Below are 15,946 nucleotides of genomic sequence, written 5' to 3'. Positions count from 1 at the left end.
ACTGCTCGTAAATATTGTCGTTTTATAAATGGTTCTTTACGAGTGTAAATCCAACATGTTACGGAGTCACCTCTTCTTCCTTGTTCGTCAGGGTGTTGTTCGGTTTCCCCGCAGGGGAAACCGGGAAAGGGGGCCCCCTTTCCCAGGGTGTCGTCTGCCCTGAATCATCTCCTCCCATCTCCGTGGAGTTTTCGGGATTTGCCCGTGTCCGCGCGCTGCCTGCCGGCTCCGGAAGGGGGAAATGGATACAAAAATATAAGAGTCGGCAGCCACACAAGCGCCTCCGCCGCGGAATGACGCGGAAGGGGGTGGATTGCGCGCTTTAGACTCTCATTCTCCCAAGCACACGGTATTGATTTCCTTTACACTACCACATTTTATCCCGTCCGGCAAGTCAAAAATGGCAGCATGACGAAATTCCGCTGTATTTCATAGGTGAAGCAGAAAAAAATTGTGCATTTTGCATATTGCTTTTTGCCTGCGTTTGTATTCTAAATTTTAATATCGGAAGAATGCCGGGACACTCGTCCGGGTCCGCCCCGGCTGCGGAACGAAAGGAGAGGAGGGCTTATGGCCGTCAAGCTGAAGCAGTTTGTAGAGTCCATGCAGGACGCGCCGGTCATCGCCGCCGTGAAGGACGACGGGGGACTGGAGAGGGCCCTGGAGTCGGACTGCACGGTGATTTTTTTGCTCTACGGCACCATTCTGAACGTCCGGGACCTGGTCCGGCAGGTGAAGGAGGCGGGAAAGCTGGCCTTCATCCACCTGGATTTAATCGAGGGCATGTCCGCCCGGGACATCTCCGCCGAGTTCATCGCCAGCAGGACCGAGGCCGACGGCATTATTTCCACCCATCCCAACCTGATTCGCCGGGCCAGGGAGCTGGGCCTGCTGACCATCCAGCGTTTTTTCATGCTGGATTCCCTGTCCTTTGCCAATGTGCTGCGCCAGAGCTCCAACGCCGACGCCGTGGACGTGCTGCCCGGCGCCATTCCCAGCGTCATCAGCCACCTGGTGAAGGAGGTCCGGCAGCCCCTGATTGCCAGCGGCCTGCTGCTGGACAAGTCCGACGTGGTGGCGGCCCTGTCCGCCGGAGCGGTGGCGGTGTCCACCACCAGCGAGGCCCTCTGGTCTGTTTGACCCGGCGGGATAATAGGCAAAACGCACAAAGATAACGGCATTACTTTAGCTGATTCGTACAAATTCCGCCTTGCCTTTTGTGCAATTTATGCTAAAATAGGGGCAGTTCTTCGGTGAAGCACCAAAAGGAGATGACTGCCATGTCGTTACACATGTTCCATAGACGCCGGGAGCGTTCCGACGCCCGCTGGTTTCAGATGATGCGCCAGGCCATGCTGTTCCGTCAGATTCCCTGACAGAGCCCCCAGGCCTCGCACAAGCGTGAGAAAAGCGCCCCCGTCCGGCAGAAGCCGGACGGGGGCGCTGTCTTTGCCTCCGGGGGCGGCGGCCCCTACAACCGTCTGCCGGCGGGCCGGGGCTCGGAAAATTTGGCCGATGGTTATGAAACCGTCGGCCAAATTTGTTTGAAGTTTTGATGTGTTTAGTTGGGATAAGCCGTCCAAACGTCAATGTCGTTGGTGTAGGGTCGGGTGCTGTTTGCCCAGGAAATTTTGTATACGCCGTTGACAGGTATGCCATCGGTGGTGTATACGCTCATTGTCTTGGGGAAGCCATCCGTGCTTTCGCTGACGTAGATGCTGACATGCATGGCGTTGCCTGCGTCATCCAGGGTAATCATCAGGTCGCCGGGCCGGGCATTTGCAATCGTGGTCTTTCTCCAAGTCACGCCAGTCTGCCCCCAGATTTCGTCGGCAACGAAGGCGGCCCAGCCAGCGCAGCCCGTGGCCGTGCTGATTCGTTGGCCGCTGGCTACTCTATATTCGTCAATGACTTTTGCAATACAGTTTTTGCTGGGACTTCTGCCAGAGCCGAGGCCAGCGTAACCCTTGCTGAAGTCGGTTTTACGAGGATACTTGGCCTGCAGCTGATTCAGGATTTCTGTTACGTTAGACTCAGTAATCGCCTTGCCATTGGCGAGCGTACGGCCAGCATGAGTCTCGGGCGTTTCAGGAATTTCGGGCTTGGGGTCAGGAGTGGGCTCCGGCTTGGGAGTAGGCTCAACAGGCTTGGGGTCGGGAGTCGGCGTAGGCTTCTGAGAAGTTCCGTCGTCGTACTGGTCATTGTCCTTGTCGCCGGTGACGGGTGCATACTGCGCCATCCGCTGGATGACAATGGCCGCCTGTCCGCGGTTCATAATATTAGTCCCGACGAAGCGGCCGTCAGCATAGCCAGAGATAATACCCAGGGCGTAGACGTTCTTCACGGCGTCCTGATACTGGCTGGGGATGTTCTTGTAGTCCGTAATCTTGGACTGGATAGCCGTCTTCTGGCTGGCGCTGGCAGCAAAGCCCTTGGCCTTCATGATATTGGTCATGAGCTGGGCCATGTCATACCGGTTAATTCCGGCGTTTACGATGCTTGCATTGATAAACTTAGCCGTCGTATCGAAATTAGTTCCGGCAAGCAGTCCTTTGTAGTTCAGAGCGACAAACGCAGGGGCCGCATAGCCATATTTGAGATTGCTTTCGGTGCTGTATCTCTCGAGTTCCGTGGGATAGAAGGCCCGGGCCAGCATAACGGCGAAATTGGCACGGGTAACCGGGTTTGCAGGTTTGAAAGTACCGTCGGCATAACCGTTGACGATGCCCTTTCCGGCGCAATACATGATGCCCTTGTAGAACGTGTGCGTGGTCGGCACGTCAGAGAAGCCGATGCCTGGAGCCCCTTCGTCCTCGGGCTGGGTTTCGGGTTCGGGCTGGGTTTCAGGCTGGGGCTCGGGCTGAGTCTCGGGTTCGGGCTGGGTTTCGGGCTCAGATTCGGGTTCCGTCTCAGGTTGGGCTTCCCGGGCCAGCAGGATGGCGTCGATAAGAGCTTCCACAGTTTCCCGGTCCTCGGGGCTGAGGGCGTCCAGGTCGGGGAGCTCATAGCTTCCGTCCCCATCGGCAATCAGTTCCGCGATGAGCCTGAGGCCGGGGTCGACCTCATCGGCGGTTTCCGCCGTGAAGGCGGGGACGCTCAGGCACAGCGCCAGAGCCAGGAACAGGGGGCGAGTCGTTTTTTCATGATGCAAAACTCCTTTCAAAATTGGGGCTGATATACCCCTCTATAATATAAGTTCTTTGAAAGGAGGCCGGGGTTTTATTTTTTTCGAAAATTTTTCGGAAATTTTTTGTTTTTCCGCAATTGTTTACAATTTGTTCATAAACACCCCTCAGAAATGCCTCTTAGACATAGCTCTGGCTGGTCACGTCGAACACGCCCCGGGTGGTAATCCGCAGGGAGGGAATCACCGGCAGAGCCATGAAGCTGAGGGTCATAAAGGGGTCCACCCCCCGGGAGACGCCCAGGGCATGGGCGGCGGCCTTGGCGGCCTCCAGCTGTTCGTTCACTTTCTCCAGAGGCTCGCCGCTCATGATGCCGGCGATGGGCAGGGGCAGCTCCGCCTTCACCTCGCCCTGGTCCCAGACCACAATGCCGCCGTTCAGCTCCGCCACCCGGTTGGCGGCGGCGGCGCAGGCGGCCTCGCTGGCCCCCACCACGATGATGTTGTGGGAGTCGTGGGAGATGCTGGTGGCTACGGCCCCGGACTTCAGCCCGTAGCCCTGGAGGAAGCCCACGCCGATGTGGCGGGTGTTCCTGTGCCGCTCCACCACGGCGATTTTCAGCACGTCATATTCCACGTCGATGCGGTCGGAGTAGCCCGCGTCCACAGTGGTGATTTCCCCGCTGACCATACCGATGATGCCCCGGGGCCGGTGGTCCTCAAAGTCCTGGGGGGTAAGGGTCTGGAGGTGGAAGGTGCCGTGGGCCCGCTCCGTCAGATAGGGCTCCACCCGGGGCAGGGGGAAGTCCCGGACCACGCCGTTTTCCACCATCAGTTCGCCCTTTTTGAAGACCTTTTCAATGTTGAAATGCTCGAAATTGTCGATGATGACAAAGTCCCCCAGATAGCCCGGCGCGATGGCCCCCCGGTTGTTCAGCAGGAAGTACCGGGCGGCGTTGTGGCAGGCCACCTTGACGGCGGTGATGGGGTCCGCCCCCAGGCGGATGGCCTCCTTGACGATGTAGTCGATGTGCCCCTTTTCCAGCAGGTCGCTGGGGTGCTTGTCGTCGGTGCAGAACATGCAGCGCTCGGCGTATTTGCCGCACAGCAGGGGGGCCAGGGCCTCCAGGTTCCGGGCGGCGGTGCCCTCCCGAATCATGATGAACTGGCCCCGCTCCAGCTTGGCAAGCGCGTCCTGAAAGTCGTGGCACTCGTGGTCGGAGTAGACCCCGGCGGCGATGTAGGCGTTGAGGTCGTTGCCCCGGAGATCCGGCGCGTGGCCGTCGATTTTCTTGTGGTGGGCCTGAGCGGCCACGATTTTTTCCACCGGCTGGTCGTCCCCGGCGATGATGCCCACGAAGTTCATCATCTCCGCCAGACCCTGGACTCTGGGGTGGTCATAGAAGGAGTCGAGACTCCGGTAGTCCAGAATGGCCCCGGACTCGTCCAGAGGCGTGGCCGGGACGCAGGAGGGCAGCATGAGCCGCACGTCCACTGGCAGACCCTCCGTGGCCTGGAGCATGTATTCAATGCCGTCGGTTCCCATGACGTTGGCAATCTCGTGGGGGTCCGCCACTACGGTGGTGGTGCCGTGGGGCAGGACGGCTCTGACAAACTCCTGGGGAGAGACCAGGGAGCTCTCCAGATGGATGTGGGCGTCCAGGAAACCGGGGAGGACGATTTTCCCGGCGCAGTCGTGCTGGGCCCTGCCGGAGTAGGACCCCATGCCCACGATGAGACCCTCCGCCACGGCGATGTCCCCATGGCAGAGCTCATTGGAAAAGACATTGACGTACACGGCGTTTTTCAGCACCAGGTCCGCCGGTTCCCGCCCGGCGGCGGCGTCGATGATGCGCCGCTTTTTCAGCAGCTTCCGGTTGATCTTGCCCGCGTAGCTCTCAGACATGGGACCACTCCTTTTCAAAATATGTTAACCTTCAGTATACGCCGGATAGGGACATTTGTCCAGGGAATTTTCGCCTCTTCTGCCGGCGGGGAGGCCGGAGCCCCAAAAATCAGCAGGGGGCCGGGCTCTGTCCCGGCCCGTCTGCCGGAAGTATGGAGAGCCCGGAAGAACGGGAGGGGACAGAGCCCCTCCCCTACATGGCATCCCCGCTATAAAATGCGTGAGCGGACAGTCCCCTTTACAGATTTTGTCTTGAAAATCCGCCGCGTCTCTGATATAGTAAATCAGTTGTTGAAAGAGGAGCGGACAGAGGTGGAGACGTGTATTTAAAAGCATTGGAGATTCAGGGCTTCAAGTCCTTTCCGGACAAGACCCTTTTGAATTTCGGAGAGGATATCACCGCCATCGTGGGCCCCAACGGCTCCGGAAAGAGCAACATTTCCGACGCCATCCGCTGGGTCATGGGGGAGCAGAGCGTCAAGGGGCTCCGGGGCGCGAAGATGGAGGACGTCATCTTTGGCGGCACGGAGCAGCGCAGTCCGGTGGGCTTTGCTCAGGTGACGCTGGTGCTGGACAACACGGAGGGCATTTTCCCCTCCATGGAGGAGTCCGAGGTCTCCGTCACCCGCCGGTATTACCGGAGCGGCGAGAGCGAATACTACATCAACCGGCAGTCCGTCCGGCTCAAGGATGTGACGGAGCTGTTTCTGGACACGGGCCTGGGCCGGGAGGGCTATTCCATCATCGGTCAGGGCAGGATTGACGAAATTCTCTCCACCCGCTCCAGCGAGCGGCGGGAGATTTTCGAGGAGGCCGCCGGCATCTCCCGTTTCCGTCACCGGAAGGAGGAGGCCCAGCGGAAGCTGGAGCGGACGGAGGAAAACCTCCTGCGGGTCAACGACAAAATCAGCGAGCTGGAATTGCAGGTGGAGCCTCTGCGGGATCAGGCGGAGAAGGCGAAGAAGTACCTGCTTCTCCGGGACGAGCTGCGCCTGCTGGAGATTTCGGTCTGGCTGGAGAATCTGGACGATCTGAAGGCCGGGGCCCGGAAGCTGGAGTCGGAATTCCGCGCCGCCGGGGCCCGGCGGGACCAGGCCCGGGCGGAGCTGGACGCCCTCTATGCCCAGGGGGAGCGCTTCGGTGAGGAGATGCGGGAGAAGGATATGGAGTCCGAGCGGGTCCGGACGGAGGCCGCCGGACTGGAGGGCGAGGCCAGGGACCAGGCCGCGGCTATCGCGCTTCTGGAGGGAGACATTGCCCACCATCAGGAGAACATCCGCCGTGCGCAGACGGAGCTGGTGGAGTCCGACAGCCGGGCCGGAGGCCTGGCGGCCCAGGCCGCCGCTGAACGGGAGCGGGCCGCCGGTCTGGAGGAGCGCCTTGCCAAGCTGAACGCCGCCCTGGACGCCCTGCTGGAGCGGGCCCGTGAGGCCGCCGCCCAGGCGGGGGGACGCCAGAGCGAGGCGGAGGCCCTTCGGGTCCAGGAGGCGCTGGCCGTGGCCGCCGCCGCCGACGGCCGGGCGGAGGCCGCCGCCGTCACGGCGGAAAACAGCCAGCTGGCGGAGCGGAAAGCCAACGTGGAAGCGGAGCGGGCCGCCGCCGGGACCCAGCTGGAGGAGGCCCGGGAGAACGCCAAAGTCAACCGCCGCCGTCTGGAGGACGCCCGGGAGGAGGTCCAGGCGGCCGCCAATGTCATCGCCGGCTACAGCCTGCGGATGGGGGAACGGGAGAAAAAGGCCGCCGCCGTGTCGGAGCGGCGGGTGCAGCTGACCATGGACGTCGGGGCGCTGAACAACCGCATCCGGCTTCTGACGGAGATGGAACGGGAGTATGAGGGATATTCCAAGGCCGTCAGGCTGGTCTGCCAGGCCCAGAACAGTCTCCGGGGCATCCACGGCCCCGTGGCGGGGCTGATGAGGACGGACCAGCAATACACCCTTGCCATTGAAATTGCCCTGGGAGCGGGCCTCCAGAACATCGTGGTGGACCGGGAGGAGGACGCCAAGGCCGCCATCGGTTTTCTGAAGCAGCGGGACGGAGGCCGGGCCACCTTCCTGCCCCTCACCGCCATCCGGGGGGAGGAGCTGCGCCAGAGCGGCGTCGAGAGAGAACCCGGCTTCGTGGGCCTGGCCTCCCGGCTGGTGCGCTTTGATGAAAGATACCGGAATATTTTCTATAACCTGCTGGGCCGGACGGTGATTGCCGAGGATCTGGACTGCGGCATCGCCATGGCCCGGAAGTACCATAACGCGTTCCGCATCGTCACGCTGGACGGCCAGGTCATCAACCGGGGCGGCTCCATGACCGGCGGCTCCGCGTCCCGGAACACCGGCGTGCTGAGCCGGGCGGCGGAGCTGGAGAGGCTTCGGGGCCGGTCCTCCGGGCTGGAGGCGCAATTGGAGTCCGCGAAGCAGGAGGAGGAGGCTCTGCAAAGGGAACTCACCGCCGCCCGCTATGATCTGGAGACCGCCGAGGGCCAGCGCCGTCAGGCGGAGGACGAGGCTCTGCGTCTGGAGAGCGAGGGGCGGCACTTCGATTTGCTGCTGCACTCCCTGGAGGAGAGTGTGGAAAACCTGTCCGGGGAGCTGGAGAGCCTCACGGCCCATCTCAGGGAAAACGAGGCCCGGACGGAGGCCGCCGAAGCAGCCATTGCCCAACAGGAGGCCCTGGCGGCGAAGTACCGGGAGGAGGCCGCCGCGGCCCTCACGGGCCAGTCGGAGCTGCTGGCCCGGTCCGGGGCCCTGACAGAGGAGGTCACTGCCCGGAAGGAGGAGCTGGCTGGCCTGACGGCAGAGCGGGACGCCGCCCTGCAAAGGGCGGAGGACCTGCGCCGCCTGGCCATGGAGCTGACGGGAGGGCGCGGGCAGAAGGAGGAGACCCTCCAAAGCTATCAGGAGAGCATTCAGTCTGCCCGGGAGGAAATCACCCGGCGGAGGGCGGACATGGAGGTTCTGGAGCGGCGCTCCGCCGCCTGCCAGACCCGCCTGTCGGCCCTGAACGAGGAGAAGATTGCCCTGGAGGCCCGGCGCACCGCCCAGAACAGGGCCAGCCAGGAGATGAACGAAACGCTGCTGGATCTGGAGCGCTCCGCCTCCCGGCTGGAGCAGAAGATGTCCGCCTCCGCCATGGAGGAAAAGCAGATTTTAGACCGGCTCTGGGAGCACTACGAGCTGAGCCACAGCGACGCCCAGGCCCAGCGGATCGAGCTGGAGAGCGTCCCCAGGGCCGGCCGCCGCATCGGTGAGCTGAAGCGGGACATCTCCGCCCTGGGGAACCCCAACATCGGCGCCATTGAGGAGTTCGACCGGGTCAATGCCCGCTATACCTATCTTTCGGACCAGCGGAGCGACGTGGAGAAGGCCAAGGGGGACCTGGAGGGCATCATCGGCGGCATTACCGGGGAGATGACCCGGATTTTCAGCCAGCAGTTCCAGCTTCTGAATGAGAGCTTTCAGGCCACCTTTGCCGAGATGTTCGGCGGCGGTCAGGCCCAGCTGGAGCTGGAGGATCCGGACGACATTCTGAACTGCGGCATTGAGATCAAGGCCCAGCCGCCGGGGAAGACCCTGAAAACAATTTCCCTGCTGTCCGGCGGCGAGAAGGCCTTTGTGGCCATTGCCCTGTACTTTTCCATATTGAAGGTCCATCCCACGCCCTTCTGCGTCATGGACGAGATTGAGGCGGCTCTGGACGATGTGAATGTCGCCCGCTATGCCCGGTATATGCGCCAGCTGGCGGGCCGGACCCAGTTCATCGTCATCACCCACCGCCGGGGCACCATGGAGGAGGCCGACGTGCTTTATGGCGTGACCATGCAGGAAAAGGGCGTGTCCAAGATGCTGACCATCAACCTCAACGACATGGCCAGGGAGCTGGAAATTGAATGAGAGTTGAGAGTGGAGAGTGGAGATATGAAGATGACGCTGAAACGAAAGACTCATATCATATTTGCCGTGATGGTACTGGGCTTCCTCACTATTGTCGCCGGCAGCGGCTCCGGCAGGGCCTGGGTCATTCCGGCGGGACTTCTGCTCTGCCTGACGGGCTTCCTTCTGCTGCTGGCCTGGATGAGATGCCCCCACTGCGGCAAGTCCCTCCTCCGGGGGCGGGGGACCCGCTGCCCCCACTGCAAACGGGAGATTGACCTTTAATTGGGAATGAGGAGTTAGGGGCTGTTCACATAAACCACATGTGCGGATTTTCGAGCAAATTTTAGCCGGATGCGAGGCAAAAATTTGCAGGCGTACTGGCGTACGGTAAAAATTTTTAACGAAGCAGGCGGCAAAATTTGCCGAAAAGACGTGCGCGCGGGCTTATGTGAACAGGCCCTAGGAATGAGGAATTATCCCGTGGTTATGGGAACCTGATTCTCTGAGCCGTTTTCCGGCAAAGTGAAGCACTGGGTTTCACGCCCCCACTGCGGCAAGTCCCTCCTCCGGGGCCGGGGAAACCGCTGCCCCCACTGCAAGCGGGAGATCGACCCCGGCGCGAAATAAAAGGGAGGCGAAACCGTCGTGACGCTGCGGCAGAAAATTACCTTCACCATCGGCGTGCTGCTGACGGGCCTGATGCTGCTGACCGCCGGAGGGCGGCCTCTGCTGCGGATTGTTGGCGGATTTGCCGCTCTGGACGGGCTGTTCCTCCACTGGCTGTGGTACAGGTGCCCCGCCTGCGGGAAGCGGCTGACCTGGGGGGACCGCTGGACTTACTGCCCCCACTGTGGCGCGTGGATCGACTACGACAAAAAATAAAACCGGTCATGCCGGATATTCTGCATAAAAGCGGGTTTATAAGGAGAGAAACGTTATGAGAGCTGCGGATATCATTTCTGTGATCTTGCTGATCGCCGGACTGCTGTTGATTTTCCTGACTGACAGCAAGCACCTGACCTGGCTGGCTTTCGCGCTGATCATCGCCGGCGGGGCGGTTGTCTCGGTGGGCAAAAAGAAATCCTAGAAGATCCGGCATGAGCCTGAGGCAAAAATGACGCTGGCTGATGTGCCGGGCGTCCATATAGATGGAGGCATACCGGCCGCTATATTGGGGGGCTGGCCGTGCTGTGCGGGAGCGTCTGCCTGATGCTCCGATGGAAGCGCTGTCCGTACTGCGGCGCGTTTCTGGAGCGGAGCAGCCTGCCAAGGTTTTGCCCCGGCTGTGGAAAGAAGATTGACGCTGACGCGAAAAACTAAATTCAGGAGGGCGCTATGGGCTTTTTTGACAAGCTGAAAAAAATCACCACAAACCTGTTCACAACCTACACCGAGGCGGACGAGGCCTTTTTCGAGGAGCTGGAGGAGACCCTGATTCTCTCCGACTTCGGCATGGAGATTGCCGTGGAGACGGTGGAGAAGCTCCGGGAGAAGGTCCGGCGGGAGAAGCTGGTGAGTCAGGAGGAGGTTCGGACGGCCCTGCGGGAGATTATCGTGGACACGCTGAACGTGGGCACCACCGAGGTGAACGTCTCCACCTCCCCCTGCGTGTTCCTCTTCATCGGGGTCAACGGCGTGGGCAAAACCACCTCCATCGGCAAGCTTGCCAACCTCCTGCGCTACGGCGGGAAAAAGTGCCTCCTCTGCGCGGCGGACACCTTCCGGGCCGCCGCCGCCGACCAGCTGGAGATCTGGGCGGAGCGGGCCCAGGCCGAAATTGTCCGGCAGAAGGAGGGCTCGGACCCCGGCGCGGTGCTCTTTGACGCCCTTCAGGCCGCCAAGGCCCGGAAGATCGACGTGGTCCTCTGCGACACCGCCGGGCGGCTCCACAACAAGGCCAACCTCATGGCGGAGCTGGCGAAACTCAGCAAGATCATCGACCGGGAGTGCCCCGGCGCGGCCCGGGAGACCCTTCTGGTGCTGGACGCCACCACCGGCCAGAACGGCCTCATTCAGGCCAGGACCTTCAAGGAGACGGCGGGGCTGACGGGGATTATCCTGACCAAGCTGGACGGCACCGCCAAGGGGGGTATCGCCGTGGCCATCGCCAAGGAACTGGGGGTGCCCGTGAAGCTGGCGGGCATGGGCGAGGGCATCGACGACCTCCAGCCCTTTGACTCCGAGGCTTACGCCGAGGCCATTATCTGACCTGAGAGGAGGTGGGCGCTGTGTTTGACTGCTGCCCCCGCTGCAAAGGGGCTTTGACGCCGGGCTTTCTGCGGAGCGGCCAGCGGAGCATCCTTTGGACCCCTCACACAGAACGAATCGGTCCCTATTTGCCGCAGGAGGAGGGGGAGTTTTCTCTCCCCGGAGCAAATCTGTGGAGGGGTGCGAAATGCCCGGCCCAATACTGTGAAAACTGCGGATTGATTATGATTGAGACAAAAGAGGAGGAGTCGACTTGACCAGAGAAGACAGCCGGGCCTATGACCAGCTGCGGCCTGTGAAAATCACCACCGATTTCGTAAAATTCGCCGAGGGCAGCTGCCTCATCGAGTGCGGGGACACCATGGTCCTCTGCTGCGCCAGCGTGGAGGACCGGACCCCGCCCCATGTCCCCTATGGAGAGGGCTGGGTGACGGCGGAATACTCCATGCTTCCCCGGGCCAACCGGGAGCGGAGCAAGCGGGACGTCTCCAGACTGAAGCTCAGTCCCCGGAGCGCCGAGATTCAGCGGCTGGTGGGCCGGTCCCTCCGGTCCGCCGTGGATATGAAGAAGCTGGGGGAGTATACCATCACTGTGGACTGCGACGTGCTCCAGGGGGACGGCGGTACCCGCACCGCCTCCGTCACCGGGGGCTTTGTGGCCCTGGCCCTGGCCTGCCGGCGGCTGGTGGAGGACGGCGTGCTGGGACAGACGCCCATCCGGCACTATGTCACCGGGGTCTCCGCCGGCATTGTGGAGGAGACGCCCCTGCTGGACCTCCGTTACAGCGAGGACAGCCGGGCCCAGGTGGACCTGAACTGTGTCATGAACGAGCTGGGGGAGCTGATTGAGATTCAGGGCACCGGCGAGGGCCGGGCCTTCTCCCTGGCGGAGCAGCAGGAGCTGACGCGACTGTGCACCAAGGGGTGCCGTGAGCTGCTGGCCATTCAAAAAGAAGCACTGGGAGGGAAATTCTGATGAGCAGACAATTCGTGCTGGCCACCCACAACCCGGGGAAGCTGGCGGAGATGAAGCGCATCCTGTCCGGCCTGGGGGTGGAGGTCATCAGCCCCGCCGAGGCCGGCGTGGAGGTGGACGTGGAGGAGACCGGGACCACCTTTGCCGAGAACGCCATGCTGAAGGCCAGGGCCGTCTGCGCGGCGGCGGGACTGCCCGCCATTGCCGACGACTCCGGCCTCTGCGTGGACGCGCTGAACGGCGGCCCCGGCGTCTATTCCGCCCGCTACGGCGGGGAGGAGCTGGACGATCGGGGGCGGTACATGCTGCTTCTGGAGTGTATGCGGGGCCAGACCACCCGGGCGGCCCATTTCAGCTGCGCCGTGGCCTGCGCCTTCCCCAACGGGGACACGCTGGAGGCGGAGGGCCGCTGCGACGGGTCCATTGCCTTCTCGCCGATCGGGGAAGGCGGCTTTGGATACGACCCGGTGTTCCTGGCGCCGGGGAAGGGGAAGACCTTCGGCCAGCTGACGGCGGAGGAGAAGGCGGAGATTTCCCACCGGGGGAAGGCCCTGGCGGCCTTTGCGGAGAAGCTGGGAACATACCTGAGCGATGAGGAATGAGGAATGAGGGATTAGGAATTAAAAACGGGAACCTTTTGAATCCCCCCGGCGTCTTTAAAAGGAGGAGTATCCGATGAAGAACAGCCGGCGCTGTTCCAAGTGCGGCGGTGCGGAGGTCATCCGCTGCAAGACCGCGGTAAACGGGGCGTATGACAAGTTACAGGCAGGCGTGTTCAGGATGGTTCAAACGGACCGCTGGGTCTGCTGTTCCTGCGGCTATTGCGAGCTGTGGGCGGACCCTGAGCATATGAAAGAGCTGAAAGAATTCTGGGGGAATCCGGAAACGGAACCCTGAGCCTGAAAGAAAGGCGGCGCGCACCGCGCCGGAGAAAAGCGTATGGATTTAACAAGCAAACAGCGGGCCCAGCTGCGGGGCCTGGCCAACGGCATTGACACCATCCTTCAAATCGGCAAGGAGGGCATCGGGGAAAACCTCATCCGGCAGGCGGACGACGCCCTGGAGGCCCGGGAGCTCATCAAGGGCCGGGTGCTGGAGAACAATCTGGAGTATGACGCCCGGACGGCGGCCCAGGAGCTGGCGAAGGCCACCCGCAGCGAGGTGGTCCAGGTGATTGGGACGAAGTTCGTCCTGTACCGGGAGAGCCACTCCAAGCCCAGGGACAAGCGCATTCAGCTGGTAAAGGAGAAGCGGAAGAGACCAGAGTGAAGAGTGGAGAGTGGAGATACCGGCAGCATAATATCTTCACTCTCAACTCTGAACTCTCAACTCTTGACAAGGGGGAACGTTGAATTTGAGAATCGGCGTATATGGCGGCACCTTCAATCCGCCGCATCTGGGACATATTACCGCGGCCAGGGCGGTATTCGACCTTTTAAAGCTGGATAAACTGCTGTTGATTCCAACAGGCCAGCCGCCTCACAAGCAGCTTCCGGAGGGTTCGCCCACGCCGGAGCAGAGACTGGAGATGACCCGGCTCATGGCGGAGGAGACCGGCGTGGAGACGGAGGTTCTGGACCTTGAGATACACCGGGAGGGCCGGAGCTATACGTCCGACACCCTGGCCCGGCTCCATGAGCAGTATCCCGGGGATGAACTGTGGCTGCTGATGGGGACGGACATGTTCCTCACCCTCCAGAACTGGCACGCGCCGGAGGAGATTCTCTCCCTGGCGGGGGTGGCGGCCTTCGGGCGCACCGAGGCGGACACCGAGGAGCTGTTCGCCGTTCAGCGGGATTACCTTTCCAGAGCCTACCCCCAGGCCCGCATCTTCACTCTGACGGTGCCCGGCGTGGTGGACGTGTCCTCCACGGAGCTGCGGGAGCGGCTGCGCCGGGGAGAGGGCGGAACCCTGCTGGCCCCCAGGGTCTACGGCTATATTCTGCGCCGCGGGCTCTACGGCGTGTCCGTTGATATGAAGCGTCTGCCCCTGGAGCTGCTGCGGCCTGTGGCGCTGACGTACCTCCACCACCGCCGGGCGCCCCATGTGCTGGGAACCGAGGCGGAGGCCGTCCGTCTGGCGGAGCGCTGGGGCGGCGGAGACCCGGAGCTGATTCAAAAGGCCCGGCGGGCGGCCCTTCTCCACGACTGCACGAAGCGCCTGGACATGGAGGAGCAAAAGGCCCTCTGCGCGGAGCACGGCATTGCGCTGGACCCCCTGGAGCAGCGGGAAATCAAGCTGCTCCACGCCAAAACCGGCGCAGCCGTGGCCGCCGCCGTATTCGGTGAACCGGAGGAAATTGTGGAGGCCATCCGCTGGCACACCACCGGCAGGGCGGACATGAGCCTGCTGGAAAAAATTCTCTACCTGGCGGATTACATCGAGCCCACCCGGCATTTTCCCGGCGTGGAGGACCTGCGGCGGCGCTGCTATGAGGACCTGGACGGCGGGCTGCTGATGGGACTTGAGATGACGGTGGGCGAGATGGTGGAGCGGGGGAGCCCCATTCACCGCGCCACACTGGAAGCAAGGGACTGGCTGAAAGGACAGAGACACAGAGATGAAGAATGACAGCGAACAGCAAAAAGGCGGCGGAAAGCGCCTGGCGGGCGGAAGCCCGGTGAATCAGGGGAAAAAACCGGCGAAAGCGCCGAAGCCGGGCGGAAAAAAACGCCGCGTCAGCGGGCAGCAGATTGCTTTGATTGCGGCCGTCGTCCTGCTGGCCCTGGCGCTGCTGGGGGTGCTGGCCTGGCGGAGCCTCTTCGTCCGGCCCGACATTCCCCAGAAGGACAGCACCCAGCAGCCCGGCGTCTCCGGAAGTGGCAGCGAGACCGGCGGACCGGAGGAAATCGACTGGGGCGAGGGCATCCGTCCCCGGGGCGGCGACGGAGAGCGGAAGAGCGCGGACTACTGGACCGTCCTCATCATTGGCCGGGACACCGGCGGCGGCGGTCTCACCGACACGCTTCTGCTGGCCAGCTACGACGTGACCAACCAGAAGGCCACGGTTATGTCCATTCCCCGGGACACCATGGTGAACGTCCCCTGGGACGTGAAAAAAATCAACGGCGTCTATAACTACTATGGCGGCGGAGAAAAGGGCATCCAGCAGCTCTATAAGGAAATTTCCCAGCTGGTGGGCTTCGAGCCGGACTTTCAGGTAGTGGTGGAATGGGACGCCGTGGGCGAGATTGTGGACGCCATGGGCGGCGTGTGGTTCGACGTGCCCCGTGATATGAATTATGACGACGAGGTTCAGGACCTTTATATCCACCAGGAAAAGGGTTACCGCCTCCTCACCGGGTCCGACGCCATGCAGGTTCTCCGCTACCGCTATGACAACGGAAAGAAGCGGGGCTACCCCGACGGCGACCTGGGCCGCATCAAGACACAGCAGGCCTTTTTGAAGGCCATGGTGGAGCAGCTCCTGCAAGTGAAGAACATGAGCAAAATCGGTCAGTTTATCCAGGTTTTCCAGAAGAACGTGGAGACCGACATGAGCTTTCAGAATGTTCTCTGGTTTGCCCAGTCGGCGGTGATGGGCGGGCTGAAAATGGAGGACGTGAATTTCCTCACCATGCCCAACACACCCAGATACGCCTACAGCCGTTCTCTGGTCCGGGAGACCAACGGACGGCAGAAAGATCAGAGCTATGTGGTCCCCAATGCCAAGCAGCTGCTGGACCTGGTGAACAACGAGCTGAGCCCCTTCACCGAGGTGTTCACGCTTCGGGACTTGGATATTATGTCTGTCAACGCCGATGGCAGTGTCAGCTCCTCCACCGGCTATGTGGAGGACAAAAAGGCGGCTCTGCCGCCGCCCAAACCCGAACCGGAGCCGGAGGAAGAGGAGCCCGCCGTA

General features: G+C 62.0%; 15 protein-coding genes. 13 read left to right on the top strand and 2 right to left on the bottom strand.

What is annotated here, in order from left to right; genetic code table 11:
* The first annotated feature begins 570 nt into the window (after positions 1–570).
* Positions 571–1,140: a glycerol-3-phosphate responsive antiterminator gene (locus tag Q0063_RS12565; RefSeq protein WP_297872325.1), complete on the top strand. Its 570-nt coding sequence runs from the start codon at positions 571–573 to the stop codon at positions 1,138–1,140.
* A 421-nt stretch (positions 1,141–1,561) separates the two neighbouring features.
* Here Q0063_RS12565 and Q0063_RS12560 read toward each other — a convergent pair whose 3' ends face one another.
* Both Q0063_RS12560 and ade read right to left on the bottom strand, forming a co-directional pair.
* Positions 1,562–3,151 carry an S-layer homology domain-containing protein gene (locus Q0063_RS12560; RefSeq protein ID WP_297872324.1) on the bottom strand — a complete coding sequence of 530 codons (1,590 nt, stop codon included), beginning with the start codon at positions 3,149–3,151 and terminating at the stop codon, positions 1,562–1,564.
* Between the two features lie 154 nt (positions 3,152–3,305).
* Positions 3,306–5,030: an adenine deaminase gene (ade, locus tag Q0063_RS12555; RefSeq protein ID WP_297872323.1), complete on the bottom strand. Its 1,725-nt coding sequence runs from the start codon at positions 5,028–5,030 to the stop codon at positions 3,306–3,308.
* Between the two features lie 320 nt (positions 5,031–5,350).
* On the opposite strand from ade, the gene smc reads away from it, so the two are divergent.
* The 12 genes from smc to Q0063_RS12500 all read left to right on the top strand — a co-directional run.
* Positions 5,351–8,917, top strand: coding sequence for a chromosome segregation protein SMC (gene smc / locus Q0063_RS12550; RefSeq protein WP_297872322.1), 3,567 nt, complete (start codon positions 5,351–5,353; stop codon positions 8,915–8,917).
* A 24-nt stretch (positions 8,918–8,941) separates the two neighbouring features.
* On the top strand, positions 8,942–9,181 hold the full coding sequence (locus tag Q0063_RS12545) for a hypothetical protein (protein ID WP_297872321.1): 240 nt from the start codon (positions 8,942–8,944) through the stop codon (positions 9,179–9,181).
* Between the two features lie 363 nt (positions 9,182–9,544).
* A complete protein-coding gene (locus Q0063_RS12540) occupies positions 9,545–9,781 on the top strand; it encodes a zinc ribbon domain-containing protein (protein ID WP_297872320.1) in 237 nt (78 codons plus the stop codon).
* Between the two features lie 55 nt (positions 9,782–9,836).
* Positions 9,837–9,986, top strand: coding sequence for a hypothetical protein (locus Q0063_RS12535; RefSeq protein ID WP_297872319.1), 150 nt, complete (start codon positions 9,837–9,839; stop codon positions 9,984–9,986).
* Between the two features lie 248 nt (positions 9,987–10,234).
* A complete protein-coding gene (gene ftsY / locus Q0063_RS12530) occupies positions 10,235–11,107 on the top strand; it encodes a signal recognition particle-docking protein FtsY (protein WP_297872318.1) in 873 nt (290 codons plus the stop codon).
* Positions 11,108–11,118: 11 nt separating this feature from the next.
* Positions 11,119–11,364: a PF20097 family protein gene (locus Q0063_RS14805; RefSeq protein ID WP_367180380.1), complete on the top strand. Its 246-nt coding sequence runs from the start codon at positions 11,119–11,121 to the stop codon at positions 11,362–11,364.
* Positions 11,361–12,083 (top strand): ribonuclease PH, encoded by a 723-nt coding sequence (gene rph / locus Q0063_RS12525; RefSeq protein ID WP_297872317.1) that lies wholly within the window; start codon positions 11,361–11,363, stop codon positions 12,081–12,083. The genes Q0063_RS14805 and rph overlap by 4 nt, the downstream gene beginning before the upstream one ends.
* On the top strand, positions 12,083–12,685 hold the full coding sequence (locus tag Q0063_RS12520) for an XTP/dITP diphosphatase (protein WP_297872316.1): 603 nt from the start codon (positions 12,083–12,085) through the stop codon (positions 12,683–12,685). The genes rph and Q0063_RS12520 overlap by 1 nt, the downstream gene beginning before the upstream one ends.
* Positions 12,686–12,758: 73 nt before the next feature.
* Positions 12,759–12,980 (top strand): hypothetical protein, encoded by a 222-nt coding sequence (locus Q0063_RS12515; protein ID WP_297872315.1) that lies wholly within the window; start codon positions 12,759–12,761, stop codon positions 12,978–12,980.
* Between the two features lie 42 nt (positions 12,981–13,022).
* A complete protein-coding gene (yhbY, locus tag Q0063_RS12510) occupies positions 13,023–13,352 on the top strand; it encodes a ribosome assembly RNA-binding protein YhbY (protein ID WP_297872314.1) in 330 nt (109 codons plus the stop codon).
* Positions 13,353–13,437: 85 nt separating this feature from the next.
* Positions 13,438–14,655, top strand: coding sequence for a nicotinate (nicotinamide) nucleotide adenylyltransferase (gene nadD, locus Q0063_RS12505; protein ID WP_297872313.1), 1,218 nt, complete (start codon positions 13,438–13,440; stop codon positions 14,653–14,655).
* Positions 14,645–15,946: LCP family protein (locus Q0063_RS12500; RefSeq protein ID WP_297872312.1), on the top strand; the 1,302-nt coding region annotated here is incomplete at its 3' end. The genes nadD and Q0063_RS12500, both read left to right, overlap by 11 nt.

The organism is uncultured Oscillibacter sp., from assembly GCF_947654275.1.
Lineage (GTDB): Bacteria > Bacillota > Clostridia > Oscillospirales > Oscillospiraceae > Oscillibacter.
The sequence above is the reverse complement of the archived record's forward strand: the minus strand, read 5'-3'. Positions and strand labels throughout refer to the sequence as shown.

Excerpts from the sequence above, each read along its gene's own strand:
- Q0063_RS12565 (WP_297872325.1), top strand. The coding sequence starts at position 571 with ATGGCCGTCAAGCTGAAGCAGTTTGTAGAGTCCATGCAGGACGCGCCG.
- ade (WP_297872323.1), bottom strand. The coding sequence starts at position 5,030 with ATGTCTGAGAGCTACGCGGGCAAGATCAACCGGAAGCTGCTGAAAAAG.
- Q0063_RS12545 (WP_297872321.1), top strand. The coding sequence starts at position 8,942 with ATGAAGATGACGCTGAAACGAAAGACTCATATCATATTTGCCGTGATG.
- Q0063_RS12535 (WP_297872319.1), top strand. The coding sequence starts at position 9,837 with ATGAGAGCTGCGGATATCATTTCTGTGATCTTGCTGATCGCCGGACTG.
- ftsY (WP_297872318.1), top strand. The coding sequence starts at position 10,235 with ATGGGCTTTTTTGACAAGCTGAAAAAAATCACCACAAACCTGTTCACA.
- Q0063_RS12520 (WP_297872316.1), top strand. The coding sequence starts at position 12,083 with ATGAGCAGACAATTCGTGCTGGCCACCCACAACCCGGGGAAGCTGGCG.
- Q0063_RS12515 (WP_297872315.1), top strand. The coding sequence starts at position 12,759 with ATGAAGAACAGCCGGCGCTGTTCCAAGTGCGGCGGTGCGGAGGTCATC.
- yhbY (WP_297872314.1), top strand. The coding sequence starts at position 13,023 with ATGGATTTAACAAGCAAACAGCGGGCCCAGCTGCGGGGCCTGGCCAAC.